General features: G+C 61.6%; 23 protein-coding genes. 10 read left to right on the top strand and 13 right to left on the bottom strand.

All coding sequences use genetic code 11. The features are described 5' to 3' along the window. Positions 1-6: 6 nt before the first annotated feature. Genes EP837_RS07055 through EP837_RS07065 form a run of 3 tightly spaced genes read right to left on the bottom strand, consistent with a single transcriptional unit; the run spans position 7 to position 2,285 of the window. On the bottom strand, positions 7-1,326 hold the full coding sequence (locus EP837_RS07055) for a TadE/TadG family type IV pilus assembly protein (RefSeq protein WP_066525814.1): 1,320 nt from the start codon (positions 1,324-1,326) through the stop codon (positions 7-9). Between the two features lie 15 nt (positions 1,327-1,341). Next, complete coding sequence (locus EP837_RS07060) at positions 1,342-1,743, bottom strand: TadE/TadG family type IV pilus assembly protein (protein ID WP_066525816.1); 402 nt, start codon at positions 1,741-1,743, stop codon at positions 1,342-1,344. After that, a complete protein-coding gene (locus EP837_RS07065; protein ID WP_066525820.1) occupies positions 1,740-2,285 on the bottom strand; it encodes a TadE/TadG family type IV pilus assembly protein in 546 nt (181 codons plus the stop codon). Before EP837_RS07065 ends, EP837_RS07060 begins: the two co-directional genes overlap by 4 nt. A 288-nt stretch (positions 2,286-2,573) precedes the next feature. Here EP837_RS07065 and EP837_RS20920 point away from each other — a divergent pair, with 288 nt between their 5' ends. After that, the gene (locus EP837_RS20920) at positions 2,574-2,924 is read left to right on the top strand and encodes a hypothetical protein (RefSeq protein ID WP_225870510.1); all 351 of its coding nucleotides are present in this window, start codon (positions 2,574-2,576) and stop codon (positions 2,922-2,924) included. Here EP837_RS20920 and EP837_RS07075 read toward each other — a convergent pair. After that, positions 2,921-5,332: a ligase-associated DNA damage response DEXH box helicase gene (locus EP837_RS07075; protein ID WP_066525825.1), complete on the bottom strand. Its 2,412-nt coding sequence runs from the start codon at positions 5,330-5,332 to the stop codon at positions 2,921-2,923. The genes EP837_RS20920 and EP837_RS07075 overlap by 4 nt on opposite strands. Before the next feature lie 157 nt (positions 5,333-5,489). Between EP837_RS07075 and EP837_RS07080 the strand changes: the two genes are divergently transcribed. Both EP837_RS07080 and EP837_RS07085 read left to right on the top strand, forming a co-directional pair. Next, entirely contained in the window at positions 5,490-6,815 is a 1,326-nt protein-coding gene (locus EP837_RS07080) for a cystathionine gamma-synthase family protein (RefSeq protein WP_066525828.1), read from the top strand. Then, a complete protein-coding gene (locus EP837_RS07085; protein ID WP_066525830.1) occupies positions 6,812-7,756 on the top strand; it encodes a 2-hydroxyacid dehydrogenase in 945 nt (314 codons plus the stop codon). The genes EP837_RS07080 and EP837_RS07085 overlap by 4 nt, the downstream gene beginning before the upstream one ends. A 2-nt stretch (positions 7,757-7,758) precedes the next feature. Here the strand turns inward: EP837_RS07085 and EP837_RS07090 are convergent, their stop codons facing one another. Further along, positions 7,759-8,433: an HAD family hydrolase gene (locus tag EP837_RS07090; RefSeq protein ID WP_066525832.1), complete on the bottom strand. Its 675-nt coding sequence runs from the start codon at positions 8,431-8,433 to the stop codon at positions 7,759-7,761. Positions 8,434-8,531: 98 nt separating this feature from the next. On the opposite strand from EP837_RS07090, the gene EP837_RS07095 reads away from it, so the two are divergent. Genes EP837_RS07095 through EP837_RS07110 form a run of 4 tightly spaced genes read left to right on the top strand, consistent with a single transcriptional unit; the run spans position 8,532 to position 12,099 of the window. Further along, positions 8,532-9,641 carry an ABC transporter permease gene (locus tag EP837_RS07095; protein WP_066525834.1) on the top strand — a complete coding sequence of 370 codons (1,110 nt, stop codon included), beginning with the start codon at positions 8,532-8,534 and terminating at the stop codon, positions 9,639-9,641. After that, complete coding sequence (locus EP837_RS07100) at positions 9,641-10,513, top strand: ABC transporter ATP-binding protein (RefSeq protein WP_066528902.1); 873 nt, start codon at positions 9,641-9,643, stop codon at positions 10,511-10,513. The genes EP837_RS07095 and EP837_RS07100 overlap by 1 nt, the downstream gene beginning before the upstream one ends. A gap of 3 nt (positions 10,514-10,516) precedes the next feature. Then, a complete protein-coding gene (locus tag EP837_RS07105; protein ID WP_066525838.1) occupies positions 10,517-11,479 on the top strand; it encodes an MlaD family protein in 963 nt (320 codons plus the stop codon). Between the two features lie 11 nt (positions 11,480-11,490). After that, a complete protein-coding gene (locus EP837_RS07110) occupies positions 11,491-12,099 on the top strand; it encodes an ABC-type transport auxiliary lipoprotein family protein (RefSeq protein WP_380805500.1) in 609 nt (202 codons plus the stop codon). A gap of 37 nt (positions 12,100-12,136) precedes the next feature. Here the strand turns inward: EP837_RS07110 and pepN are convergent, their stop codons facing one another. The 7 genes from pepN to EP837_RS07145 all read right to left on the bottom strand — a co-directional run bounded on the left by pepN (position 12,137) and on the right by EP837_RS07145 (position 20,601). Continuing rightward, positions 12,137-14,737, bottom strand: coding sequence for an aminopeptidase N (gene pepN, locus EP837_RS07115; RefSeq protein WP_066525842.1), 2,601 nt, complete (start codon positions 14,735-14,737; stop codon positions 12,137-12,139). Between the two features lie 75 nt (positions 14,738-14,812). Further along, positions 14,813-15,739, bottom strand: coding sequence for a ParB/RepB/Spo0J family partition protein (locus EP837_RS07120; protein ID WP_066525845.1), 927 nt, complete (start codon positions 15,737-15,739; stop codon positions 14,813-14,815). Further along, the gene (locus tag EP837_RS07125) at positions 15,736-16,518 is read right to left on the bottom strand and encodes a ParA family protein (RefSeq protein ID WP_066525848.1); all 783 of its coding nucleotides are present in this window, start codon (positions 16,516-16,518) and stop codon (positions 15,736-15,738) included. The genes EP837_RS07120 and EP837_RS07125 overlap by 4 nt, the downstream gene beginning before the upstream one ends. Further along, on the bottom strand, positions 16,515-17,156 hold the full coding sequence (rsmG, locus tag EP837_RS07130) for a 16S rRNA (guanine(527)-N(7))-methyltransferase RsmG (protein ID WP_066525851.1): 642 nt from the start codon (positions 17,154-17,156) through the stop codon (positions 16,515-16,517). Before rsmG ends, EP837_RS07125 begins: the two co-directional genes overlap by 4 nt. Next, on the bottom strand, positions 17,153-19,003 hold the full coding sequence (gene mnmG, locus EP837_RS07135) for a tRNA uridine-5-carboxymethylaminomethyl(34) synthesis enzyme MnmG (protein WP_066528910.1): 1,851 nt from the start codon (positions 19,001-19,003) through the stop codon (positions 17,153-17,155). The genes rsmG and mnmG overlap by 4 nt, the downstream gene beginning before the upstream one ends. A 58-nt stretch (positions 19,004-19,061) precedes the next feature. Next, complete coding sequence (mnmE, locus tag EP837_RS07140; protein WP_066528912.1) at positions 19,062-20,339, bottom strand: tRNA uridine-5-carboxymethylaminomethyl(34) synthesis GTPase MnmE; 1,278 nt, start codon at positions 20,337-20,339, stop codon at positions 19,062-19,064. Positions 20,340-20,346: 7 nt separating this feature from the next. After that, a complete protein-coding gene (locus EP837_RS07145) occupies positions 20,347-20,601 on the bottom strand; it encodes a DUF6489 family protein (protein ID WP_066528915.1) in 255 nt (84 codons plus the stop codon). Positions 20,602-20,748: 147 nt separating this feature from the next. Here EP837_RS07145 and EP837_RS07150 point away from each other — a divergent pair, with 147 nt between their 5' ends. From EP837_RS07150 to EP837_RS21920, 3 genes are all read left to right on the top strand, one after another. Continuing rightward, positions 20,749-21,447, top strand: a complete 699-nt coding sequence (locus tag EP837_RS07150) for a dienelactone hydrolase family protein (protein WP_066525852.1) — start codon at positions 20,749-20,751, stop codon at positions 21,445-21,447. 15 nt (positions 21,448-21,462) lie between these two features. After that, complete coding sequence (locus tag EP837_RS07155; RefSeq protein ID WP_225870511.1) at positions 21,463-22,431, top strand: quinone oxidoreductase family protein; 969 nt, start codon at positions 21,463-21,465, stop codon at positions 22,429-22,431. Positions 22,432-22,811: 380 nt separating this feature from the next. Next, the gene (locus EP837_RS21920) at positions 22,812-23,402 is read left to right on the top strand and encodes a hypothetical protein (protein WP_335675537.1); all 591 of its coding nucleotides are present in this window, start codon (positions 22,812-22,814) and stop codon (positions 23,400-23,402) included. A gap of 99 nt (positions 23,403-23,501) precedes the next feature. Here EP837_RS21920 and EP837_RS07165 read toward each other — a convergent pair whose 3' ends face one another. Further along, positions 23,502-24,224, bottom strand: coding sequence for a YjbE family putative metal transport protein (locus EP837_RS07165; RefSeq protein ID WP_066525855.1), 723 nt, complete (start codon positions 24,222-24,224; stop codon positions 23,502-23,504). Positions 24,225-24,232 lie beyond the last annotated feature (8 nt).

Consider the following 24,232-nt stretch of genomic DNA (forward strand, 5'->3'; position numbering starts at 1 on the left):
GCCGCTTCAACCTATCAGCCGGACCGCAGTCAACGACCATTTGTTGTTCCCGCCGGGTAGATCGCACGTATTAGTAATGGTCGCATTGCCACTAAAGGAGAGGCGCAGCGCGACCATCTGAAAACAGTTTAGTGACATGCCTGACGTGCCGTTGAATGTCAGCGTATCGTTGGGGAAATAGAAGGCTCCGCTCAGCGTCGAGTTTGAATTTCCATTGATCTGACAGCATTGATTGCTCGCTGCCGCCCTACTGTCCCGGTATATGGTGATGCCATTATAGGTGCCACTGGTCGATTGAGTAAGATCAACCTCCGCGCCTCCATTGATGTCCATAGTTGCGAAGCTGTTCGCGTTGTTTGGCGTAGTGCTGGTGAGCACAAACGTACAACCCGAACAAGTGAGATGACCCTGAGCTCCTACCTGCAGACCGGCATTGTTGGCGCCATTAGCTAAATAGTAGGTTCCAGACGACAGTGTGAGGTTGCCCTGAACGTTGATGGTTCCATAACAGCCCGGCGGATGAGTAGATCCGTCGTCGGTCGTTCCAGACGGAACGTCGATAACTTTCCAAGTATTGTTATTGATTTTGCACGCGCCGTTCGAAACATCGCTGGTGCTGGGATCATAATTGTTGCCTGCTAGCGGGTCGGTCAATGCGGCGTGATTGGGCATTAGCAATGTGCCGCTTGCATATGCTGTCGATGAAGGAATCCCCCCCATGGCGACGATCGGCGACACCCTCACCGTAGGCTGACCGTTCACATTCACGGCGTTCGTGGCGATCGAGTTGGTCCCTGCGCCGCACCCCAGATCTAAGGTCGAATTGCCCGCGAAAGTAATGCCGGTGTTGTTGCCGCTTTCCTTGGCAAAGAAGCAGACCTTTCCATCGGAAACCACCGCAGCTCGCGCTTCGGCGGCTACATCGGATGTAGAGCGGCCGAACAATGCCATGAGGGGGGTCGGCTGAGTGCTGACAAGGCGCACATACATCGCTGATGCGTAGGTAGTGCTGCCGCTCGTATAGGCCCCGGGCGTGATCGTGGCGGTTGCGCTCGGAACAAGGGGGTTCTGCGTCAGCGCTTTGTTCGCCTGTGCAGTGGCGGTGCTATTTGTCTGGTCCTGATAGAGCGAATAGGCTCCGGCCATCGCCGCAGAGTCAGCCTCCCGCTGCAATTCCCGCTTCACATGCGCCAGCTGCATCGTGTGGACCCCGAGACCCGCTGCGCCGATTGCGACAGGCAGCGCCAGGGCAGTCAGCATGAGCGCATTGCCCCGCGCGTCGGACCAGAGCGTGCGAAGACCGGCAAGGCGGTTGAGGAATGGCATGGTCAGGTCCTCGGCTTAGCTGATGACATAGGCTCTGCGCGTTTCCGACAGCGCGATGGTCTTGCTGCCGAGCACATAATTTATCGTCAGATTATAGCCCATCGTGATGGTGACGTAGCTCGGCGTTCCGCTTGTGAAGGTGACGGTCGGCGCGACGATGTTCGCCGGTTCCATCCCGAATCGCTTGGCCGCTATTCTCGCCTGAATGTCGGCCTCGCTGGGCTTGGGCCATGTGGTCGCATATCGCGCCGCGTCTTCGACGGTGCTCCGCAGTCCCGCCTGCGCGTAAAAGAGGACGCCCAGCGCCGGGATAGCGATCAGCATGCCGAGCAGGACCGGCGCGACGAGCGCGAATTCGAGCACGCCGACACCACGGCAGTCCAGCGCGAGCTTGCAGAGGAGGCGCAAGAACCTCATTGTATCCTCAGCACTCCGGTCACGGAAATGGGCACCACTCCGTTAGAATTACCCAGCGCTCGCGTCAGGGGGCTGAGCGCAAAGGACGGCGTGAAGGTCGTTGAAATCTGAATCTGCGTGTAGCGCGCCGTTTCACCCGAAGCGCATGTGCTGCTCCAGCTAGTCGCAGTTCCGCCGCATTCCAGTGTCTGGGTGACAGTTACCCCCGCCGCATCGACATTCGCCTGGGCCGCCGCCTGCGCCTGTATATCGCTTACGGCGATATCCTTGCCCCCCATCCACGACATTTCCAGGCCGCGATTTACAGCCTGTTGTATTTTCATTTTGGCAGCGCCGTAGCGGGCGATATCAACCGTACCCATGATGGTGAGGGCAAGAAACGGCGCGACCATTGCCGTTTCGACCAGAGCAACGCCGTTGGCATCGCTGAACAGCGCGGCAAAAAGCCTGCGAGGGGATAATGCTGTGTCGCCAGCGCGTTGAAAACGCCGCCGGCTCCCCAGCTGGGGCCGCAGCAATCGGCCTGAAATGGCATGCAGCATGAAAAATCCACCAAACACAGAGGATTTTCTACTCGCGCATGCTGTGCATTTGCTTAAATAGCGTGGTTAATTACGAATTAAGACCTACGCTAACAGTCCATATATACCCAACGATATATTTATAAACTGCTAAAAGGGAGGCGAAGTATGAAAGCATGGCTGTTTATTACGGGCATGCTGCTTTTAACCGGGTGCGGCCGTAAAGAAACGATGGCGGACCTAAGCACTAATGATGCGCCGATTGCTCAAACCGTGATCGCCGCCCAACCATCTGTGCCACAGGTCGCTATGTCTTCTACGCCTCGCGAATCGGCTTCGCCCGCGCCAACTCCCGTCGATACGACTCCACTCAGCAACGAGACTCGCTATCGCGCGCTGGGTACGGAGCCCTTCTGGGCCGTAACGGTCAAGGGATCGACGGCCACGCTGGAGCGCCCCGACAAGTCACCTGCGCATTACCCCATCACCCGCGCGGACGACGGCCGTACGGTTCGTTACATCGGCGACGGCTTTTCCATAATCGTCACGGAAGGCCCCTGCAGCGACGGCATGAGTGACGCCCATTGGGCCGACCGCGTCGCAGTGTCTTTCGGCGAAGGAACATTGAAAGGGTGCGGCGGCGTCCGCGAGGATTTCTAGTCCGTCCGCATCGCTTCGGCCACCAGCGCTTCCGCTTCGATCAGCAAGGCATCTTCCGCCGCCGTCTGCGCCACCTGTTCGCGGCCGATCAGGATCAATACGGGTACGGCCAAAGGACTCACCCGGTCGAGATCGATATGCAGCATCGTCGCCGACGCGCGGTCGATCAGGTCGCCCAGCCGCCCCACATCCGTCATCCGTGCCCGGGCATCGGCCCAGGCAGCCTTTATCAGCAGATGATCGGGCTGATATTTGCGCAGTACCTCATAGATGAGGTCGGTCGAGAAAGTGACCTGCCGTCCCGTCTTGCGCTTGCCGGGATGTTGCCGCTCGATCAGTCCCGCGATCACTGCAACATCGCGGAAGGCCCGCTTGAGCAAGCTGGATTGCTCCACCCATTCGACAAATTCATGATCCAGAATGTCGGCCGAAAACAGGCTTTGCGGATCCGTCACGGGCTTCAACCCATAGACGGCCAGCGCATAGTCATTCGAAACAAAGCCAAGCGGCATCAGCCCCTGCGCGTCCATACGTCGGGTCAGCAGCATGCCCAGCGACTGGTGCGCGTTCCACCCTTCGAAACTGTAGCAGACCAGATAATGGCGCCCCTCATGCGGGAATGTCTCGATCAGCAGCTGCCCCGGCTCGGGCAAGGCGGACCTGTATTTCTGCACTTCCAGCCAATCGCGGACATCGTCCGGGAAGCGGCGCCATTCCTCCGGCTCCGCTAGGAAATGACGGACCCGGTCGGCAAGCCGCGTGGACATGGCCATGCGGGTGCCGCCCCAAGTGGGGATTCGCGCCTGTTTCGATGTGGCGCGCACGACAAGGTCGGTCAGGTCCATGCGCACCACCTCCAGGGCAGTGCCGGAGAAGAAGAAGCTGTCGCCCGGACGCAATGTCGCGGCGAACCCCTCCTCCACCGTGCCGAGCTTGCGGCCATTGGGGAAGCGCACGTCGAGGACGGGTTGATCGACGATGATGCCCGCATTCAACCGATGCTGCTGGATGAAGCGCGGATGCGAGACGCGCCATAGCCCGTCGGCCTCACGCATCAGCCGCTTGAAACGATCATAGGCCCGCAGCGCGTAGCCGCCCCCCTCTATGAAGTGAAGGACGTTGGCGAACCCCTCGTCGGTCAGCGCGCTATAGGGCGTTGCGGAACGTATCTCCGACAGCAGCTCCTCTTCACGAAAGGGCGCGGCGCAGGCCAGCGCCATGACATGCTGGGCCAGGACATCCAGGCTGCCGGGGCGGAAGTCGTCCGCGTCGCGCTCCCCCTCCTCCACCGCATCGAGCGCGGCACGGGCTTCAAGATATTCAAAGCGGTTGCCGGGGATCAGAATGGCTTCGCTGGGGCAATCCAGCCGGTGATTAGCGCGGCCGATTCGCTGGAGCAGGCGGGAGGACCCCTTGGGCGCGCCCATCTGAATCACGCAATCGACATTGCCCCAATCGACACCCAGGTCGAGGCTGGCGGTTGCGACGAGCGCGCGCAGCTTCCCCGCCGCCATTGCGCTCTCGACCTTCCGCCGCGCTTCGACCGACAGGCTGCCATGATGGATGGCGATAGGAAGGTTCGCCTCATTCACCGTCCACAGTTCCTGGAAGATGAGTTCGGCAAGCCCGCGCGTGTTGCAGAAAACCAGCGTCGTCTGCCGCCGCTCGATTTCCGCCATCACCTGTTTCGCGGCATATTTGCCCGAGTGGCCCGACCAGGGAATACGCCCCTCGGGAATGAATATGGCGACGTTGGGATCGGCCCCCTGCTCCCCGATGACCGGCGTCACGCTGTTGATGTCTCCATCGGGCGCAAGCCAGGCGCGGTAGGCATCCACATCCGCGACCGTCGCCGACAGCGCCACGCGGCGCAAGTCCGGGTTGATCCTCTGCAACCGCGCAAGCGACAGGCTGAGCAGGTCGCCGCGCTTCTGCGTCGCGAAGGCGTGAACCTCGTCGATGATCACGGTCTGCAGTTGTGCGAACATCAGGAAGCTGTCCGGATAGCTCAGGAGCAGCGAAAGCGATTCGGGCGTGGTCAGCAATATCTGCGGCGGCCGCGCCCGCTGCCGCGCCTTGCGATCGGATGGCGTGTCGCCTGTCCGGGTTTCCACCCGGATCGGCAGGTCCATTTCCTCGATCGGCGTCAGCAGATTGCGGCGCACGTCCACCGCCAGCGCCTTTAGCGGCGAGACATAGAGGGTATGAAGCCCCTCACCGGGACTGTCGATCAGATCGACGAGCGTCGGCAGGAAGCCCGCCAGCGTCTTGCCCGCCCCCGTGGGCGCCACAAGCAGCGCATGATCCCCGACGCGCGCGGCGGCGAGCATGTCCATCTGGTGACGGCGCGGCGTCCAGCCGCGAGAGGTGAACCATTGCTCCAGCGGTTCAGGTAGGGCTTGGCTCATGAACGGGATGTAGGGTGCCGGGCAAGCGCTGTCACGGGCCGGGCGAGCGATCCATTCTGTCGAGCGCCGCCATGCGGTTGTGGCCCTTTGCCCTGCCAAGGCGTTACACTGCAATCGATGCGGCGCAGCAGAATGCCGCCCAAGCAGGAGAAATACGATGACCGGCGAAACCGAGGCCGATCTCACTGGTGCGGAACCCGCCCGCAACCGCCGACGTCCCAAACCCGCGATCATGGAGATTGGCGGCCGCAAGCTGAAGCCCGCGACCCTGATGATGGGCCATGGCTATGATCCCACCCTGTCCGAAGGCTCGCTGAAGCCGCCGATCTTCCTCACCTCCACCTTCGCTTTCGAAAGCGCGGCTGCGGGCAAGCGCCATTTCGAGGGCGTGACCGGCATCAGGCCGGGCGGCGCCGAGGGGCTCGTCTATTCCCGCTTCAACGGTCCCAATCAGGAAATTGCCGAAGACCGGCTGTCTGTCTGGGAAGAGGCGGAGGACGCCTTGCTCTTTTCCAGCGGCATGTCCGCTATCGCGACGACATTGCTTGCCTTGGTGCAGCCCGGCGACGTCATAGTCCATTCAGCGCCGCTCTACGCCGCGACCGAAGCGCTGATCGGCCGCATCCTCGGCAAGTTCGGCGTACAGTGGCTCGATTTCCCCGCGGGCGCGACGGAAGAGGAGATTGGCGCGGTCATCGAACAGGCCAAGGCGCTGGGCCGCGTCGCCCTCATCTATCTGGAGAGCCCGGCCAATCCCACCAATGTGCTGGTCGATGTGGAAGCAGTGGTGGCGCGGCGCGATCAACTGTTCGGCGGTGAAGCGCATGTGCCGCCCGTCGCGATCGACAACACCTTCCTTGGCCCGCTGTGGCATCATCCGCTTGCCCATGGCGCGGACTTGGTGATCTACAGCCTCACCAAATATGCGGGGGGTCATAGCGATCTGGTGGCGGGCGGCGTACTCGGCCCCAATGGCCTCATCAACACGATCCGGCTGATGCGTAATACCATCGGGACGATCCTGGACCCGCACAGCGCGTGGATGCTGTTGCGCAGCCTGGAAACGCTGGAATTGCGCATGACCCGCGCGGGCGAGAATGCCGCCAAGGTCTGTGCTTGGCTGAAGGACCAGCCGCAGGTCGAAAAGGTCGTCTATCTAGGATTCCCCGAAACGGAGCGGCAGGCCGACATTTACCAGCGGCATTGCACCGGCGCGGGGTCCACTTTCTCGCTCTACCTCAAGGGCGGCGAGGCGGAAGCCTTCGCCTTTCTCGACGCGCTCAAAATCGCCAAGCTCGCGGTCAGCCTGGGCGGCACGGAAACGCTCGCCAGCCATCCAGCGGCGATGACGCATCTGTCCGTGCCCGCCGAACGCAAGAAGGCGCTGGCGATCGGCGACAATATGGTCCGGATCTCCATCGGCTGCGAGGATGCCGACGACCTGATCGCCGACTTCGCCCAGGCGCTGAAGGCGGTGGGATGAGCTTGGGCCACCCCGTCATCCTGATCGGCCAGCCGCTGCTGAAACCGCTATTGCCCCTGTTACAGCCGCACTATGATGCGCTGCCTCTGTGGGAGGATGAAGGAGAGGAGCAGCGGGGCGAGGCGCGGGCCATCATCTGGGCTGGTGAATTTGCACTTCCTACCGCCCTGCTCGACTCCATGCCGCAGCTCGGCCTCATCGCCTGTTTCACGGTGGGCTATGACGGCGTCGATCTTCAGGTGGCACGCCAGCGCGGCATTGCCGTGACGCATGGGGGAGACGCCAATGCGGAAGATGTGGCTGACCATGCGATCGGCCTGATACTGGCCCACCGCCGTTGGATCGTCGAAGGCGATCGGCAGTTGCGCGCCGGACTTTGGACGCCGGAATCGAAGACGCGCACCCGCTCCATGGGCGGCGCACGACTGGGCATCGTCGGCATGGGGCATATCGGCTTGGCGGTCGCCCGCCGCGCCGAGGTTATGCGGATGCGCATCCATTGGTGGGGACCGCGCGACAAGCCCGGCCTTTCCTGGCCGCGCGCAGAAAGCCTGGAGGCGATGGCGCTGGAAAGCGACATTCTGCTCGTCACCGCGCGCGCCGATGAGGACAATCGCGGCATGATCGATGCCGCCGTCATGGATGCGCTCGGCCCGGAAGGTCTGCTCATCAATGTGGCGCGGGGACAGCTGGTGGACGAAGGCGCGTTGAAAAACGCCCTGCGCAACGGCCGCCTGGGCGGCGCTGCGCTTGATGTGTTCCAGCAGGAACCGACGCCCGCCGTTGGTTGGGCCGACGTGCCGAACTGCGTCCTGACGCCACATATTGGCGGGGCGACCGATGAAGCGGTGGGGCGCATGGCGCAGATGCTGCTCGCCAATCTTGAGGCTTATTTTGCGGGGAAACCGCTACTGTCGCCGGTTACCGAGGGTCCCGCTTGACCTCAGGACCAGTCCACCCGCGTCCAGCCGCGCTGTGCCGCCAGCTTCGCCAGCGGCTTATGCGGGTTGGAAGCAAAGGGCAGGTCGGCAAACTCCAGCATCGGCGCATCCGACACATGGTCCGAATAAGCGCGGATCTGCGCCTGGGCGCGATCGATTGCCTCGGCGGCCATCCACGCCTTGATCATCCGCAGCTTGCCCGTGTCATAGCAATTCTCGCCCGCAATCTTGGCGCGGACATAACGCAGGTCCTGGCTCAGATGATCGGTTGCGATCACCGCGTCGAAACCCAGCCGCCGCGCAATCGGCTCGACATAGAGACGGTAGGATGCCGTGGCGAGCACCAGCTGGTAACCGTCCGCCTTGTCCCGCGCAATCTGGGCGAGCGCCCCTGCGCGAACATTGGTCGCCAACACTTTGGCCGCATAGCTTTCGACATGCGGCATCAGCTTGGTCCGCTCGACATTATAGCCGATCATGAGCGCCTGGTTCAGCTCCTTCAGGCGCTGGCGACTGATCAGCTTCACTACATAAGCCAGCATCAACAGAATGACGCAGGGAAACAGCACCAGCCGCCATGGCGCCATCGCCCTGGCAACGTGGATCAGAAAGCCCGTATAGGTGCCGGAAAAGGTCACCGTGCGGTCCATGTCGTAGATTGCGAGACGGTGCGTCATGCCGTTTCCGAAACTTTTGGGTCCTGCTGTCGTTCTATCGTGCGGATGGGCCGTTTCGGCTTGCCGTGCAACCGATAATGGACCACTAAACCGCCTTGATGAACAAAGCCGCCGATCTTGTCGAAGAAACGCGCGATGGCGGTACTGTCATTCGGCTTCTAGGGCATCTCTCCATTGCATGCCTGCGTGATCTCCCCTCGCGGCTGGAGGCTGTTGCTGGACCTGTCGCGGCGATCGATCTGTCTGACGTCGATCATATGGACACGATCGGCGCCTGGACCGTGCACCGCACCGCCAAGCGGCTGAATTGCGACGTCACCGGCGGCGGCGACGATGTGCAGCGGCTGATAGAGGCGGTTGGAAAGCTGGACGAGCCGGTCAATATCCGACCCGATTATGTCCCACCCATGCAGCGCGTCGTCGGTCAGATCGGCGAAGCCGTCGTCACCGCGGGCTCCACCCTGTTCGGCCTCGTCGGCTTTTTCGGCGGTACGTTGCTGGCGACCTGGAACGTCATCCGCCATCCTAGTCGCTTCCGCGTTAACGCGGTGGTGCAGCGGTTCGAAGTGGTCGGCGTATCGGCGCTCGGCATCATCGGCCTGATGAGTTTCCTCATCGGCATCGTCATCGCCCAACAGGGATCGGTCCAGCTGCGCCAGTTCGGCATGGAGATGCTGACGATCAATCTCGTAGGCCGTCTCACCTTCCGTGAGCTGGGCGTGCTGATGACCGCCATCATGGTGGCGGGCCGTTCCGGCTCCGCCTTTGCGGCGCAGCTCGGTACGATGAAGCTGACCGAGGAGATCGATGCGATGCGCACGATCGGAGTGTCGCCTATGGAAGCGCTGGTGCTGCCGCGAACGCTCGCAGTCGTCGTCATGATGCCGCTGCTCGGTTTCTATTCCTCGGTCGTGGCAGTGATCGGCGGCGGTTTCCTCTGCGCCGTGTCCCTCGACATTCCGCCCATCACCTTCGTTCAACGGCTGCGTGAGGTGGTCCCCATCACCGATCTCTGGGTAGGCCTGCTCAAAGCGCCCGTCTTCGGCGTTATCATCGCGCTCGCGGGCTGTTTCCAGGGCATGCAGGTGAAGGGCAATGCCGAGGAGGTTGGCCTCCGCACGACGTCGGCCGTGGTTCAGGCGATTTTCCTCGTCATCGTCATAGACGCCTTCTTCGCCGTATTCTTCACTTGGCTGGGCTGGAACTGATGGCGGAGGAGGAGGAAGTCGCCGCCGAGGAGGCTCGCGTCAACAAGGCTGTCGAAAAAAGCGACATCGCCATCTCGGTGCGCAATCTCAAAAACAGCTTTGCCGACCAGGTCGTCCATGAAGGGCTCGACCTCGACGTGCGCAAGGGCGAGATTTTGGGCGTGGTCGGCGGATCGGGCACGGGCAAGTCGGTGCTGATGCGGTCGATCATCGGCCTGCAAACGCCCGATGAAGGCGAAGTCCGCGTCTTCGGCGAATCCATGATTGGCCGCTTGGACGATGAGGCGCTCGCCATCCGCAAGCGCTGGGGCGTGCTGTTCCAGGGGGGCGCGCTCTTCTCGACCCTCACGGTCGCTGAAAATGTCGAAGTGCCCATCCGCGAATATTACCCCAATATCGGTTCCCAACTGCGCGACGAGATTGCGGCCTACAAGATCCGCTTGACCGGCTTGCCCGCTGAGGCGGGGCCGAAATATCCCGCCGAATTGTCGGGCGGCATGAAGAAGCGCGCTGGTCTGGCGCGCGCGCTCGCGCTGGATCCGGACCTGCTGTTCCTTGACGAACCGACCGCCGGGCTCGACCCCATCGGCGCGGCGGCCTTTGACGATCAAACGCGCAGGTTGCAGCAGACGCTGGGCCTCACCGTCTTCCTCATTACCCATGACCTCGACACGCTCTATTCGATCTGCGACCGGGTTGCGGTGTTGGCGGACAGGAAAGTGATTGCGGTCGGCACCATCGACGAGCTGCTGGCGACCGATCACGCTTGGATCCAGGAATATTTCAACGGTCCTCGTGGCCGCGCCGCGACCGCGGCCGTGACCCGCGAGCGAGAGAAGACGGCCGAACAGCCATCGGACGGAAGGCGATAGGATATGGAAACCCGCTCCAACCATGTGCTGGTGGGCACGGTCACGCTGCTCCTGTTGGCAGCGATCATGATCGCCGCCTTCTGGTTTTCGCGCCTCTCGGAGGGCGACAACATGGAATATGACATCTTCTTCAAACAGTCGGTGAACGGCCTCGCTAAAGGATCGAGCGTCAATTATTCGGGCGTTCCTTCCGGCCAGGTCGAGAAGATCGAATTGTGGAAGCGCGATCCCAGCTTCGTGAAAGTACGCATCTCCGTGAAGGAGGGGACGCCAGTCCTTCAGGGCACAACCGCGACCATAGCGGGCGTCGGCTTCACCGGCGTCAGCGAGATTGTGCTGGATGGCGCAGTGAAGGGCGCGCCGCCCATCGGTTGCCCTGCCGAAAACCCGCTCTCCGCCTGCCCCGATGGCGTTCCCGTCATCCCGACCAAGCCCGGCGCTTTGGGCGAACTGCTCAACAATGCGCCGCAATTGCTGGAGCGGCTATCGACCCTGACGGAACGGCTGACGGAGCTGCTGAACGACAAGAATCAGCAGTCGATTGCCGGCATCCTCGCCAATGTCGAGCGTGTCTCCGGGGCGCTTGCCGACCGCAGCCCCGAAATCGCCGCGACGCTAGCCGAGGCACGCGTCGCCGTTCAGCGCACCGGCATCGCCGCCGAGCAAATTGGTAAGCTTGCCGCGACCACGGATTCCATGCTGACGGATGAAGGCAAGCCGCTGATGGCTGATCTCCGCAAGAGCGTGCAGTCAGCAACCCGCAGCATAGACACGCTCGACAAGACGATCGCCGAAGCGCAGCCGGGGGTTCGCGCGTTCAGCAACCAGACGATGCCCGAAGTGAATCAGCTGGTGCGCGACCTTCGTGAAATGTCGCGCGCCTTCCGCGGCGTCGCCGAAAAGCTCGATCAGCAGGGCGCGGGCTCGATCGTCGGATCACCCAAACTGCCCGATTACAAGCCATGAGAGGGAGCGAGATGATGTTCCACAAGAAACCTGTTCCGCTCGCCCTAGCCCTGGTTGCCGCGCTTTCCGGCTGCGTCTCCTTCGGCGGCAAGCCTCCCGAACGGCTGCTGTCTCTGGATGCGGCGCAGAAGGTAGCGCCGGGAACGCTACGCACCGTGTCCGCAGGCTCGACGATCACGGTCGCCGATCCCGAAGCGCCCAAGCTGCTGGACACGGTTCGCGTGCCTGTGCGCACATCGCCGACCTCGATCGCCTATGTGACGAAAGTGCAATGGGCCGACACGCCCCGTCATCTGTTCCAGAAGCTGCTGTCGGAAACCATCGCCGCGACCAGCAATCGCATCGTCCTCGATCCCGGCCAATATTCGGCGGATGCCGGCCAACGGCTGATGGGCGAACTGGTCGAATTCGGGCTCGACGAATCCAGCAACAATGCCGTTGTCACCTATGACGCCATTCTCGCTGGCCCAGGCGGCACCGCCCTCGCCCGCCAACGCTTCACCGCCAGCGCTCCGGTGGGTGGCAAGATTGATGCCGGGAATATCGGTGTTCCGCTAAACCAGGCTGCGAACAAGGTCGCGAGCGACGTAGCGGCCTGGCTGGCGGCCACCGGCCGCTAACCCTTGTCGTCCCGGCTTGGCCGGGATGACAATCACCCTATTCCAGACTCTTGCCCACCTGCTCGGTCACGTCCTTCGACAGACCAGGTTCAGCCAGGATGCGCTGCAACTCTCCCCGCATCAGGGCCGCGCGCTCATCATCGAACCGGCACCACCGGCCCAGCGGCGGCACCAGCCGCGCCGCGGTCTGCGGGTTGAGCTTGTCCAGTGCGATGATGCAGTTGGCGACCAGCCGGTATCCCTTGCCCGACCTGTGATGGAACGCCCACTGATTGCCCCCAAAGGCGCCGTAAAGCGACCGGACCCGATTGGGATTGGACAGGGTGAAATCCGGGTGCCGCCCCAGTTCTTCCACCAGATCGACCGTATCGGGGTGGAGGGCGAAAGCCTGCGTCTGGAACCATTTATCCAGTGTCAGCGCGTCATTGCGGTAGCGATTATAGAAAATATCCAGCGCCGCTTCCCGCTCGTCACTGGCCCCGTTGGCGAGCGTCGCGAGCGCCGCCTGCCGTTCGGTCATATTGTCGGCCTCGTCGAATTGCGAAAAGGCGACTGCCGCGCCATCCGGCACGCCAGACGCGACGAGGAAGATCAGCGCCGTGTTCCGCAGCTTGCGCGCGCCCTTGGCAGCGGATGAGAGCGAAAAGCTGTTTGCCTTGGTCCTCGCATGAATGTCACGCCACAGCGGCTCCAACTCTTGCCCGATCCGCCGTTGAAGCGCATCGCGCGCAATGTGGATCGCATCCGGATCCACCTTCGCCATCTGATCGCCAAGATAAGCTTCGCTCGGCAGGCGGATTGCCTCAGCGATAAAGGCGGGGTCGAGATGCGGATCGACAACCGTGTCACGGATCGCCGCAACAACCGCCGCCTCATCAACATTCTGCCCCGCGATACGGCCGACAAGCACATTGACCATGAGCTGTTGCATAGCTTCATAGCGGGCGAAGGGATCATCGTCATGGGCCGACAGAAACGCTAGATCGCCCTGGCTACGGTCCGTCGCAACGATCACCGGCGCGGAAAAGCCACGATTGATCGACAGGACAGGGGCCTCAGCGAAACCGCCAAAGGTAAAGCTCTGCTGCGGCTGGGTCAGCATCAACAGCTCTTCGCCCTTGTGCGCGCTCCCGATCCTATCAAAAAGGGCAGTCCGCAGGGGTATCGCCATGGGCTGCTTGTCCGGCTGTCCCGGCGTCGGCGGCATGCTTTGCTCCAACAACAGTTCGACGGTTTGCGTCGCTTCATCATGTCGCAGGGTGGCGCGGACATGCGGCGTCCCGGCCTGTTCATACCAACGGCGGAACTGACCAAGGTCGATCCCGCCCCCCTCTTCCATGGCCCTGACAAAATCCTCGCAGGTCGCCGCCTGGCCATCGTGCCGCTTGAAATAGAGATCACTGCCAGCCCGGAACCGCTCGGGACCCAGCATCAGCGCCATCATCCGGATCAGTTCCGCTCCCTTGTTATAGATGGTCGCGGTGTAGAAGTTGCTAATCTCAATATAGGATTCCGGCCTCACCGGATGCGCAAGCGGCCCGGCATCCTCCTGGAACTGCGCGGCGCGCAGAACACGGACGTCCTCGATCCGCTTGACCGCATGGCTGCCCATGTCTGCCGAAAAATTCTGATCCCGAAAGACCGTAAAGCCTTCTTTCAGCGACAGTTGGAACCAGTCACGGCACGTGACCCGATTACCCGACCAGTTGTGGAAATATTCATGCGCTACGACCCCCTCAACCCCATCATAGTCGATGTCGGTAGCCGTCTCCGGATCCGCCAGAATATAACGTGAATTGAATATGTTAAGGCCCTTATTCTCCATAGCGCCGAAGTTGAAATCGGCGACGGCGACGATGTTGAACACGTCCAGATCATATTCGCGCCCATAAACGCGCTCATCCCATGCCATGCTGTTTTTGAGCGCCTCCATCGCATGCCCGGTACGGGGCAGGTCAGCTTCCTTCACCCAGATGCCGAGCTTCACCTCGCGGCCGCTCATCGTCACGAAGCTGTCCGCGTTGCAGGCCAAATCTCCAGCCACCAGTGCAAAGAGATAGCAGGGCTTGGGGAAAGGATCGGTCCATCGCGCCCAATGCCGCCCATCCGCCGAACTGCCTTGCTCAATCGGATCGCCATTGGCCAGGAGAACCGGAAAACGCGCCGGATCCGCCTCCATGCGCACTGAATAGCGCGACAGCACATCCGGCCGGTCCGGGAAGAAAGTGATGCGGCGGAAACCCTCTGCCTCACACTGGGTACAAAGAAGCCCGCCGCTAGCGTAGAGCCCCATCAGCTTGCTATTATTCTCCGGCGCGAGTTCGACGAGTGTTTCAATCTGATGCGCGTCGCCCGTCAGCGGAATTATCAAGGCGCCGCCATCCAATGTCCACTCCCCGCTTTCCAGCGGACGGCCATCCACCTTCACTTCCAACGGGACGAGGCCATCGCCATCAAGCTTCAGGTAGCGGTCATGAGCGCCGTTACGCGCAACGCTCAGGACCGCGCGTATCTGAGTGCGTGCGGGGTCGAGCGCAAAATCCAGGTCGATTTCGGGCACCAACCAATCCGGCGGCCGGTAGTCCTGGCGGCGGATGATTGCGGGAGAGGCGGCGTTGGTGGATTGCATATCGGCCATGACTGCAACCTAAGAAGCCGCCCACCAAAAGGCCAGTAGCGCAGCGATCTAATTACGCCGAGCTAGTCTGCCGGATCAGATCCGCTCCCCGGACAGGCGCTGACACAGCATATCGAGTTGATCCAGTGTCGAGTAGCGCAGCAACAAGGTGCCGCCCGCGCCTTCTCCATGGGCGATATCCACCTTCAGCCCCAAAATGTCAGCCAAATGCTGCTCCAGCGCTTCGATGTCAGCATCTTTCCCGTTCGAAGCCGCTACATTGAGGGCGCGGGGTGGCGCTCCATCGCCCTTCTTCGTGCGGCGGACCAGATCTTCGGTGTGGCGCACCGACAGACCCTTGGCCTCGACAGTGCGGGCAAGCACCTCGCAATCCGGCGCGCCGATCAGCGCGCGGGCATGACCCATGGAGAGCTTCTGCTCTACAACCTGCTGCTGCACGGCCGCGGGCAAATCGAGCAGGCGGATAAGATTAGCAATATGGCTGCGCGATTTGCCGACCAGGCGTCCCAGGGCTTCCTGGCTGTGATTAAAGTCGGCAATCAGCTTGCGATAGGCTTCTGCCTCTTCAATGGGGTTCAGATCCTCGCGCTGAATATTCTCGACCAGCGCGATTTCCAACGTTTCCGCTTCATCGAAGTCCCGCACGATCGCCGGGATTCGGTGCAATTGCGCCCGCTGCGCCGCGCGCCAGCGCCGCTCCCCAGCCACGATCTGAAAACCACCACCATGGGGGCGCACGATGATGGGCTGGATGACGCCCCGCTTGCCAATACTGTCAGCAAGTTCGGCCAAGGCGCCCTCGTCGAAGTGGCGGCGGGGCTGCTCCGGATGAGGCTGGATCAGCGCGACTTCAATGCTCTGAATGGCTTTGGTCGAGGCAGAGGGCGTCGTCGGAGCGACGGGCTCTTCCCGAGCGACATCCCCCAGCAGAGCCGACAGGCCACGTCCCAATCCATGTGGCCGCTTGCCAACCTTCAACTTCTCATCATTTTCGTTGCTCAAGCTGCAGCCTCCTGTCGAGGCAGGCGCGAGATCAATTCACGGGCTAGACGCATATAGGCTTCTGATCCTGAGCAGCGGAAATCATAAATAAGGGCGGGCACCCCATGGCTGGGAGCCTCGGACAAGCGGACATTGCGTGGAATAACCGTGGAAAAAACAAGGTCGCCCAGGCATGCGCGAACGTCATCGGCTACCTGTTCCGTGAGCCTATTGCGCCGGTCATACATGGTAAGCGCCACGCCCATGATAGATAGGCCAGGATTGAAGCGCCCGCGGATTCGCTCCACCGTCTGCAACAGCTGAGATAAGCCCTCCAAGGCGAAAAATTCACACTGCAATGGCACTAGCAAAAACTGGGCCGCGACCATGGCATTGATCGTCAGCAAACCCAATGAGGGGGGGCAGTCGATTAGGCAAATGTCCCATCGTCCTGTCTGTGCCTCATTCAGGACGCGTTCCAACCGGTGCGTGCGCTCCTCATATTCGATCAGTTCGATCTCGGCACCCGACAGATCTTGCGTAGCGGGTACAATGTCCAACTTCGGCACGCGGGTAGGCAATACCGCATCATCTACCCCACAATTTCCGACCAATAAGTCGTAGCTCGACCGGGCGCGCTCGGACTGGTTGACCCCCAACCCCGTCGATGCGTTGCCCTGCGGATCAAGGTCGATCAGCAACACTCGCAGGCCGGTGGCGGCTAGGCCGGTCGCCAAATTGATAGCGGTAGTGGTCTTTCCGACCCCACCTTTCTGATTGGCGATGGCAATTCGGATCATCCTCGACCTTTCTTGCTCCTGGGCATTACCGAGCGCGCTGTGATGATGGCGCTATCTGGATCGGTGACGCTTCGTTCCACGTGAAACACACCTTGCCATGTTGGTCGCGCCGCCTCCAGTTCATTTTCGGCATTTCGTCCTTTTGGCAGCAGCCAGATTGTCCGATCGCTTGACAGATGATGAGCAGATGCCAGCAACCGTGGCAAGGGCGCATAGGCACGCGCGCTGATTACAGCCGCCGGAACTGTCTTGGCAGTCTCTACTCGCCCTCCAAATATCTGGGCGTGATCTAGTCCCAACTCAGCGATTACAGCGCATAAAAAGTCGATCCTCTTCCGTCGGGCTTCGACCATCAGCACGGGGCGGTCCGCCAAAATGGCAATAACGATAGCCGGCAGCCCTGCCCCCGAGCCTAAATCGATCCAAGCCCCGTCAAGGGCCGAATGAGCCAGAGGCAATAATTGGGCGGAATCAACAATGTGCCGAGCCCAAACATGACCTCGGGTGGATTCAGCAATCAAATTCTGGACATCCATCTCCGCCAAGAGAAGGCGAACATAGCGTTCGAGCTTGTTCATTGTTTCACGTGAAACATGTAACTGCGTGTTCAGCCAAGTCTTGGCTTCTTCTTCCGTCATGCGGCGCGGCGCCTTACATGAACTAGAAGCGCGGCCAGAGCTGCCGGGGTGATGCCCCGTATGCGTCCCGCCGCAGCCAGCGTGTCAGGGCGCGCCCGTTCAAGCCGCTCGACCATTTCGCTTGAGAGGCCGCCGATCGTTGCAAAGTCGAAACCCGCGGGAATGAGTACACGCTCATTCCGCCTTAGGTCGGCTATCTCTGCCGCTTGTCGTTCGAGATACGGTGCATAGTGAGCGTCCTCGAGAATCTCGTCGCGTAAATCATCTTCGATCAAGTCCAGCGAAGGGGCCATCGAACATAGCAGCCCTCTGGACACTTCAGGAAACCGAGCCCATTCGAACAATGTCCGACGCGCTCCATCCTGCCGCACGTTGGCGCCCGCTTTGGCCATCTCTGTGGCCGTTATAGGTCGCTCCATCTCAGCGACCGTAATTTGCCGCTGACGTGCTCGGCGCTCATAATAGGCCGTTCGTTCCGCACCGATGATGCCATGCATCTGTCCAATTTCCGCTAAGCGGCTCCCCGCATTGTCCGCCCGTAGCCGCAGGCGATATTCCGCCCGCGCCGTTAGCATGCGGTACGGCTCCGTGACGCCTTGCAGCACAAGGTCATCAATCATCACGCCGATATAGCTGCTCGCGCGATCGAGAATGAGCGGCTCTTCGCCACGCGCACGCGCCGCAGCATTGACCCCGGCAACCAGCCCCTGTGCCGCGGCCTCTTCATAGCCTGTCGTGCCATTGATCTGCCCGGCGCAAAACAGCCCTGGCACCTCACGCATTTCCAAGCTGGCGTCCAAGGCCCTTGGATCAATATGGTCATATTCAACCGCATAACCCGGGACGACAATTTCCGCGCTCTCCAGACCGACCATGGAGCGCACCATCGCCAGTTGAACATCGGCGGGCAAAGATGTGCTGATGCCGTTGGGATAAACGAGATGATCCGCGAGCCCCTCCGGCTCAAGGAAGATTTGATGACCATCACGGTCGCCAAACCGCATCACCTTGTCCTCAATGGAGGGACAGTAGCGCGGCCCGCTCCCCTCGATCGCGCCGCTGAACAAAGGCGACCGCCCCAAGCCAGCCCGGATAATGTCGTGCGTGTTATTGTTGGTGCGGGTTATCGCGCAGCTTAATTGCGGCAAGTACCGCCGAGCGGATAATGCCGACATCGTCCACGCGCCGCTGTCCGACGGCTGCTCATCCAACATCGCCCAGTCGATCGTCCGGCCATCGAGCCTCGGCGGCGTCCCGGTCTTTAACCGGCCCATCGGCAGTCCCAGCCCGCGCAATTGAACACCCAAAGCCGCCGCCGCGCGTTCACCCGTCCTGCCGCCTGCGCTGGTATCCTCGCCGCGAAACAGTTTTCCGCCCAGGAATGTGCCGGTTGCAAGCACTATGGCTCGCGTCTCAAGGCGGCTCCCGTCAGCCAACTCCAATCCGCCAACTTCGCCATTAGTCAGCAGCAGCGCCGACGCCTCGCCTTCAATCATCTCTAGCCCCAGCTGCGCAGCGATCATCCGATGGATGGCGGCGCGATAATGCGCGCGATCAGCTTGAATACGCGGGCCTTGAACTGCTGCGCCCTTGCTGCTGTTGAGCATCCGGTAGTGGATCGCCGCCGCGTCCGCCGCCCGCCCGATAAGTCCGTCGAAGGCATCCACCTCGCGGACAAGATGCCCTTTGCCGAGCCCGCCTATGGCAGGGTTACAGGACATGGCCCCGACGGTGGCTCGTTCAAAGGTTAGCAATGCGACACGCGCGCCTTTGCGCGCCGCTGCAGCAGCAGCCTCACAGCCGGCATGGCCACCGCCTACCACAATCACATCAAACGCTGTCCGCATGGCGCGGCCCATATCAGAGTTAGGGCACCATGGTCAAAACTGTTCCACGTGGAACAAGCTATTTGCCGATGCAAAATCCTGCAAAGAGCCGGTCCAGCATATCCTCTGTGCTTGCCCGCCCGGTCAACCGGTCGACAGCCTCGCGCGCTTGGCGCAATTCTTCGGCGATAATGAGAAGATCTGCGCTGCCTGCCGCTGCTTGAACATGATCACGTAGGAGGCGTACGCCTTTCCGTTGACGCTCATGCAACGCATAGTCGCCGGTCGATGGAAGCAATTTGGACGCACGGTCCAGTAGCAGCGCGATTAGCTGTTCCATCCCCTCCCCTGTCAGAGCTGAGATGGGTAACCCCTCCCCTGCCACCTGGCGATCGCATTGAGCAGCAAGCTGGATCGCATCGGCGCGTGGAAGTTGAGCAGCTTCTCCGAGCCACAGAATGATATCAGCGGCTTCAACCGCAGCCCGCGCGCGGTCCATCCCGATGGATTCGATTACGTCGCTGGTGCTTTCCCGAAGACCCGCCGTGTCGGTGAATAAAAAGGCGGTGCCGCCCAAAGCCGCCGGCACTTCAATACGGTCACGCGTTGTTCCCGCGATGTCCGACACGATAGCCGCTTCCCGTCCGACGAGCGCGTTCAGCAAAGTTGATTTGCCCGCATTCGGCGGCCCCGCCAGCACCACCCTTATACCGTCCCGCAGCCGCTCCGCCGAGGGAGCGCTAAGCGAATCGCCAAGCTCATCCGCCAGGTCGGCCAAGCTCGATGTGATACGCCTTTCGGTCGCGTCGTCCGGCACATCATCTTCGTCAGAAAAATCGAGAGCCGCTTCCGCCATGGCAGACAAGTTCAATAGCGCCGCCTGCCACCCTTCGATCCTGCGCGAAAAATGGCCTTCACTCATGAGCAGCGCGGCGCGGCGCTGCTGCTGTGTTTCTGCCGCCAGCAGGTCGGAAAGACCCTCGACCTCATTCAAGTCCATCCGCCCATTTTCGAATGCGCGGCGTGTGAATTCCCCTGGTTGGGCCGGGCGCAGCCCAGGCAGTGCGCTGAGCGCATCCTCAACCGCCGCGATGACGGCCCGTCCCCCATGACAGTGAAGTTCGACCAGATCTTCGCCGGTTGCCGTCCCCGGCCCAGGCAACCATAATGTCAGCGCCCGGTCTAGTGGAGCACTGTCGCGGAAGTCTGTGAGCAGCATCAAGCGCGCCCGGCGCGGCGGCGGCACAGATCCCGTCAAGGCTTCCAGCGCCTCACACGCCGAAGGGCCGCTGACCCTTAAGACGCCGATGCCGGCGGGCGGCGCGCCGCTCGACAGTGCGAAGATCGTATCGGTCACATGCAGCTTAGGATTTGTCGCCATTCTTCCCGGCAACACTCGCCATGCCAATATCCATCATCTGCCGGAACAGCCGCATTCCTGCGTCTCCCAAAGGGGAGAAGCTTTTGAACATCGTTTCCATCTGCTCGACATTGGCGATGCCGTCGAAACTGTCCAATACCGTCTTCACATATTTATCGTGAATTGGCGTGACGTCCGGCAGGCCCAGGAAGGTCCGGGCCTCGGCAGGGGTGCAATCTACGTCCACGGTCACTTTCATCGTCGGCAACCCTTTTGCTGCGGCCAGACAAGCGTCATGCCGCAACATGGGTCGTAAAGGCAAATAATTTGGCTTTTTGGGCTGTTGGCCACCTCGGAAAAGGCGATTATGCCTGCATAAGCACACATAAGGGAAAGGATTTCCGCCATGGGAGAATATAGCTCGGTCTCCGCTTTGGAAGGCGACGGCCAGTTTGACGTGTATGTGGCTCGCCCATCGGCGAAGCCCCGGGCGGCGATTATCGTCATTCAGGAAATCTTCGGCGTGAATGAAGGCATCCGGCGGAAATGCGATAACTGGGCGCAGCAGGGCTATCTCGCCCTTGCTCCTGATCTGTTCTGGCGGGATGAGCCCCATGTCGAATTGGACGCGGATATCCCTGAACAGTTCCAGACCGCTATCGGCCACATGCAGAAGCTCGATCAGGACAGCGCAATCTACGACATCGAAGCGACCATCAAGGCGGCTCGCGCGGAATTGGGCAGCGGCGGTAAAGTCGGCGTGGTGGGCTACTGCCTCGGCGGCCGCCTCACTTTCATGGCGGCCTGTCGTACCGACGGGGATGCCTTTGTCGGCTATTATGGCGTCGGTATCGACAATCTGCTCGGCGAACAGCATGCTATCGGCAAGCCGGTCCTGCTGCACATCCCGACCGCCGATGGCTTCGTCCCGCCAGAGGCTCAAAAGAAGATGCATGATGGATTGCAGGATAATCGCCACGTCACGCTTCATGACTATGAAGGCCTCGATCATGGCTTCGCTGCGGAGATGGGGGTCCGCCGGGACGAGCAAGCGGCGCAGCTTGCGGACAAGCATACCGCGGACTTCTTTGCCGCCCATCTCTGATTGGAAGGTTCATCGATGACACAGGCCTGGCGCATGATAGCCCGCTCGACGGGCGGCCCTGAAGTAATTAAGCGGGAAGCCTTCGACCCACCCAGCCCTGCAGCTGGAGAGGTGCTGATCGCGCAGGACGCCATTGGCCTGAACTTCATCGACACCTATTACCGATCGGGCCTTTACGCAGCACCCCTGCCTCTGACGCTGGGGGTCGAAGGGGCGGGCTATGTCGCGGCCCTGGGCGCGGGCGTCGGGGGCCTCCAGGTCGGGGACAAGGTCGGCGCTGCCGGTGGATTGGGTGCATACTCCACGCATCGTATCGTCGCAGCCGATCGCGTCATCAAAATTCCTGACGCGATCGGCACGGACGCAGCGGCCGCGATGATGCTGAAAGGCATGACGGCCTGCGCGCTTGCCGAAGATGTGCTGCCGCTGGAATCTGGCCAGGTCGCGCTTGTCCACGCTGCGGCAGGCGGCGTCGGATCCGTGCTGGTTCCCTGGCTGCGCGACAAAGGCGTCATCGTCATCGCCCATAGCGGCTCAGCGAAAAAGGCCGCGACGGTGACGGCCGACCACAGTCTCTGTGGCCCCTTCTCCGAACTGGCCGATCAGGTGCGAGCGTTGACGGGCGGCAGGGGCGCTGACGTCGTCTATGATGGGGTAGGCAAGGACAGCTGGAGCACGTCGCTTGCCTCACTGAAGCGTCGCGGCATGATGGTGAGCTACGGAAATGCCTCAGGGCCGGTGCCTCCGGTCACGCTGCTGGAATTAAGCCGCGCCGGTTCGCTCTACGTCACTCGCCCGACCGTGTTCGATTATGTCGCCACGCGCGAAGAATTGGATCATGTGACCGCCCGCCTATTTGAGCGCATGCAACGAGGCGTGGTCCGCCCGCTCATCGGCCAGCGCTTCGCCCTCTCGGACGTTGCCGAAGCGCATCGCCAGTTGGAGGCAAGGCAGACCGTGGGCAGCACTGTGCTGGTGCCATGACCGGTCTGTACGCTCCCTTGGCGTCTGAATATGCATCTACCGATCAAAGCACTGCTCGCGCCATTTTGGGCGGCGCAACTTCACCGGCGCAAAATCCTTTATTGATAACCCGCTCATCGGATCGGCCCGGCTAAACGCCTTGGGCTTACATGCCGCTCGAGTGCGTGCGGCGCACGCAATGGCCCGCTGGCGGCGTGCTGGCCTCGCGGCGCATGTACATCCGGATGAACGCGACAGCTTTCAGCGGGATGGTGTGGTTGAGATCCGTGACTTCCTTCCTCCCGCGCTGTTTCAGCAACTCAGACAGGAACTACTCGGCTTCCGCGGGGCGGCTCGGGAAACGGTGCAAGGCGACACGATCACCCGCCGTATAGCGATCGATGTCGAGCTTCGGAATAGCGCCCCTACTATTCGCCATTTCGCCCGGCATCCACGCTGGCGCGCTTGCCCGCTACATCGCGAGCTTTGACATGGAGCCCCTACTCTACCTCCAGTCGATCCTGCCAAATCGCCATGATGCGCCGCCCGACCCGCAGTTGCAGATCCATACCGACACATTCCACCCGGCTATGAAAGCGTGGTATTTCCTGAATGACGTTGGAGCCGAACAGGGTCCCTTCGCCTATGTCAGGGGCTCGCACAGGCTAACGCCGGAAAGGCTGGCATGGGAAAAAAGCCGCAGCCTCACGGCGCGGGACGGCGTCTGCCGCCTTTCCGGCCGGGGTTCGCTTCGCATCAGGGAGGAGGAACTGGCGGGGCTAAGCCTGCCTCAGCCCACGATCTTCGCGGTGCCTGCGAATACGCTGATCGTCGCCGACACCTTCGGCTTCCATGCCCGCTCACCCGCCAGCACGTCAGAGCCGCGCGTGGAAATTTGGGCTTACAGCCGCCACAATCCCTTCCGGCCGTTCCGCGGCTGGGATATCGGCAGGGTACCGGGCATTGCCGAAAGGCGGATTGGCTGGCGCTGAAGATTGGCGGACATGGCGAGCGGATTGATCAATCAGCCCTGGCGCGCCGTGGCCTTAAAGCGAGCGACGGACGACTAACCCGTCGCTCGCCGCATAGCTTCAGCCAAACAGCGTCAATATGCCGACATTATGATCGACGACGCCCTCATAGATCATCTTCACGGCGACATAGATGATGACGGCAAGGCCGACATAGGCGATCCAACGGAACCGCTCGATATATTTGGCGATGATATTTGCCGCCACGCCCATCAGGGCGACCGACAGGATCAGGCCGATGATCAGGATGCCCGGATGATCGCGCGCCGCGCCCGCGACCGCCAGGACGTTGTCAAGGCTCATCGAAACGTCGGCAACGGCCACGGCCCAAGCCGCCGCGGCGAAGCTCTTGGCGGGGCGCAGACCGGAAATATCGTCGTCGCTGGTGTCGCCGGGCGTGTCACCACCCCGCTTGGGATGCAGCTCCCGCCACATTTTGAAAGCGACCCACAGCAGCAGCAGGCCGCCCGCCAGAATCAGGCCGACAATCTGCATCAGCTGCGTCACGACCAGCGCAAAGCCGATCCGCAGAACCAGCGCGGCGATGATGCCGATCAGGATGACGCGTTGGCGCTGCTGCGCCGGCAGGCCCGCGGCGAGCGCGCCAACGACGATCGCATTGTCGCCAGCCAGCAGGACGTCGATCATCAGCACCTGGCCAAAGGCGGCCAGCGCGGCGGGAGAGCCGATATTGCTGAAATCGTTGACGATGTGCCCCCAGATGTCGGCGGGCGAGCCCAGCCCCTGCGCGGCGGCAGCGGCAGTCGTGATGAGGTCGAGCATGGCGGCCT

The sequence above is a fragment of the Sphingobium sp. EP60837 genome (genome assembly GCF_001658005.1).
Taxonomy (GTDB): domain Bacteria; phylum Pseudomonadota; class Alphaproteobacteria; order Sphingomonadales; family Sphingomonadaceae; genus Sphingobium; species Sphingobium tyrosinilyticum.